The sequence below is a fragment of the Skermanella aerolata KACC 11604 genome (genome assembly GCF_000936425.1).
GTDB classification, from domain to species: Bacteria; Pseudomonadota; Alphaproteobacteria; order Azospirillales; family Azospirillaceae; genus Skermanella; species Skermanella aerolata.
Genome location: NZ_AVFK01000189.1, coordinates 1 through 696, shown reverse-complemented (window position 1 = coordinate 696; position 696 = coordinate 1). Strand labels below are relative to the sequence as shown.

The window sequence follows — 696 nt, the reverse complement described above, 5'->3', positions numbered from 1 at the left end:
CTCCGACATCCCGAAAGGCCAGAAAGAGGCGAAAGGGCCGAAGCTAAATCCGAAACAGGCAAACGCGCTGGGAGCGTTGCGATCCTGGCTGATTGACCGCAAGGCCGACCACATGCCGGATGATAACTGGCGCGCACTGATGCTTGAGTTCGGTGTGGTCACGGAAGAGGACCGCCGCGCGCTAGCCTACGATCTCCGGGACCAGTTGGACTCGAAGAACCTGATAAGGGTTGAAAAGGGCAAGGTATCGCTAGCGCGCAAGTAGATCATTTTCCATAATCTGTCCGCTTTTCTGAGGCGGACACGTGAACGCTAGAAAATCATCGTGTTCGTTTCAACTGTCCGCCTGGAAAGCCTTACGCCGCGCGGCTTTCCGCCTTGTCCGTTTTGTGTCCGTCCGCCTGCTGTCCGCCTGTCCGTCCGCCTCCCTCCCTGTAAGGGGGGAGCGGACAAGCGGACACGGACGAACAAGCGGACACGGACAGACGCTAGAAGGCAGGAAGGAAGGGAAGGGAAGAAGCTCGCCGCAGGGCATTCCCTCCGTTCCATTCTGGAACAGGAGGGAAAGCACAAGGATGTATTGTGGTTTTGGGCATCAAGAGGCATCCACCCAGTTTCGCCCGGTTCGACTCACTGCCCATAGGAAACCCTCTGACCGGGCTGCAACCGGGTCCCTGCGATGCCTCTTGACGTTCG

General features: G+C 58.3%; 1 protein-coding gene. It reads left to right on the top strand.

Annotated features, from left to right (window positions below; translation table 11 throughout):
• A partial coding sequence (locus tag N826_RS44635; protein WP_044438070.1) for a hypothetical protein occupies positions 1-265 on the top strand: 265 nt, incomplete at its 5' end.
• Between the last annotated feature and the right edge of the window lie 431 nt (positions 266-696).